Below are 2,017 nucleotides of genomic sequence, written 5' to 3'. Positions count from 1 at the left end.
AGTATTGAATTTCTTCAAAAATCTGTAACTTCGTATTTCGTTATTAATATTTATTTTTATTACAATGACTGGTACAGTTAAATTTTTCAACGAATCCAAAGGTTATGGATTCATCACAAACGATGATACCGGAAACGATATTTTCGTTCACGCCACTGCCCTGGATGGGTTACAACTCAATCAGGGAGACAAAGTAGAATATCAAGAAACTGAGGGCCGTAAGGGTGTTGTCGCATCCGACGTCCATGTTATCGGATAAACTTGTTTTATTTTGAAGACCAAAACACCCCGCTTCGGCCGGGTGTTTTTTTTTGCGCAAATGAGTCCTTAATTCAGGTTGCGCTTTTCGATAAAAAACCGCTTCAGGAGGCTGGAGGCTTCGTTCTCCAGGATACCCCCGACCAGTTCAGTCCTGGGATGTATCCGTCCCCCCACAGCAGAAAAACCCCGGTCCGGGTCATAAGCCCCGAAAACCACACGGGATATCTGGCTCCAGTAGAGTCCCCCGGCGCACATCTGGCAGGGTTCCAGGGTCACATATAGCGTACAGTTGACCAGGTATTTACCCCCGAGAAAGTTGGCCGCAGCCGTAATGGCCTGCATTTCGGCATGGGCCGTAACGTCTCCCAACTGTTCTGTCAGGTTGTGGGCCCTCGCGATAATCCGGTTGTCGACAGTAATGACGGCCCCTACCGGTACTTCCCCTTTTTCAAAGGCCATTTCCGCCTCCGCCAGGGCTCTTTTCATAAAATAAGTGTCATCCAGACTGAATTCCATAGCCCCAAAAATACAATTTATCCTATTGGTGCAGGGGCCCGCACATAGTGAAATTCTCTTACCTTTACCGCCGCTTATGAAGCTGCTGGACCAAATAAAGAATCCCCAGGACCTGAGAAAACTATCCGAAGGCCAACTCCCGGAATTGGCTGCAGAGTTGCGGAAGTTTATCATCGATGTTGTTTCGGTCAAGGAAGGGCATTTAGGTGCTTCCCTGGGCGTGGTGGAACTTACCATCGCCCTCCACTACCTGTTTAACACCCCGGAAGACCGCCTCATCTGGGATGTAGGGCACCAGGCATACGGGCATAAAATCCTCACCGGTCGAAAGGAACGTTTTGAAAGTATTCGGCAAAAAGGAGGGTTGAGCGGATTCCCAAAACGGGACGAGAGTGTATACGATACTTTTGGCACAGGGCACGCCTCGACCTCAGTCTCCGCCTTGCTGGGCATGGCCCTGGCAGACAAAATTACAGGGGCCGGGAGACGCGAACATATTGCTGTCATCGGGGATGCTTCTATTGCGGGGGGTATGGCCTTTGAAGCCCTGAACCACGCCGGGGTAGCTGATGCCAACCTACTGATTATCCTCAACGACAATGCCATTGGGATCGACCCTAGTGTGGGTGCGCTGAAACGACACCTGAATCGTAAAAAACAGGGGATCCCGGGGGCGGACACCTTCTTTGAATCCCTGAACCTCAACTATTCGGGGCCTGTGGACGGGCATGACCTTCCTGCGGTGCTCAAAGCCCTGAAAAACCTGCGCGGACAGGGGGGACCCCGACTCCTGCACCTGATTACCACCAAGGGTAAAGGGCTGCGACAGGCGGAAGAAAACCAGGTTGTTTACCATGCCCCCGGAAAATTTGACAGGGAAACGGGAGAACTGATCCGTAAGGGCAAAGACACAAGATTGGGGCCCAAGTACCAGGATGTTTTCGGACATACCCTGGTTACCCTTGCCGAACAAAACCCCAGGGTTGTGGGCATCACCCCGGCCATGCCCACCGGGAGCTCTATGAAATATTTAATGCATGCCTTTCCGGGGCGTGCTTTTGATGTGGGCATCGCCGAGCAGCACGCCGTAACCCTCGCCGCAGGCATGGCTACCGAAGGTTTGATTCCCTTTTGCGCCGTGTACTCTACTTTCCTTCAAAGAGGCTACGACCAGGTGATCCACGACGTTGCCCTGCAAAATTTATCCGTTGTTTTTTGTCTGGACCGGGCCGGGTTGGTG

General features: G+C 51.7%; 3 protein-coding genes. 2 read left to right on the top strand and 1 reads right to left on the bottom strand.

The genetic code is table 11. The annotated features are described in order from the left end of the window. The first annotated feature begins 64 nt into the window (after positions 1 to 64). Positions 65 to 259, top strand: coding sequence for a cold-shock protein (locus WBV75_RS09745; protein ID WP_424120429.1), 195 nt, complete (start codon positions 65 to 67; stop codon positions 257 to 259). 68 nt (positions 260 to 327) lie between these two features. Here the strand turns inward: WBV75_RS09745 and WBV75_RS09740 are convergent, their stop codons facing one another. Then, a complete protein-coding gene (locus WBV75_RS09740) occupies positions 328 to 777 on the bottom strand; it encodes a nucleoside deaminase (protein WP_424120428.1) in 450 nt (149 codons plus the stop codon). 76 nt (positions 778 to 853) lie between these two features. Between WBV75_RS09740 and WBV75_RS09735 the strand changes: the two genes are divergently transcribed. Beyond that, positions 854 to 2,017: 1-deoxy-D-xylulose-5-phosphate synthase (locus tag WBV75_RS09735; RefSeq protein ID WP_424120427.1), on the top strand; the 1,164-nt coding region annotated here is incomplete at its 3' end.

The organism is Robiginitalea sp. (assembly GCF_049588695.1).
Lineage (GTDB): Bacteria > Bacteroidota > Bacteroidia > Flavobacteriales > Flavobacteriaceae > Robiginitalea.
The sequence above is the reverse complement of the archived record's forward strand: the minus strand, read 5'-3'. Positions and strand labels throughout refer to the sequence as shown.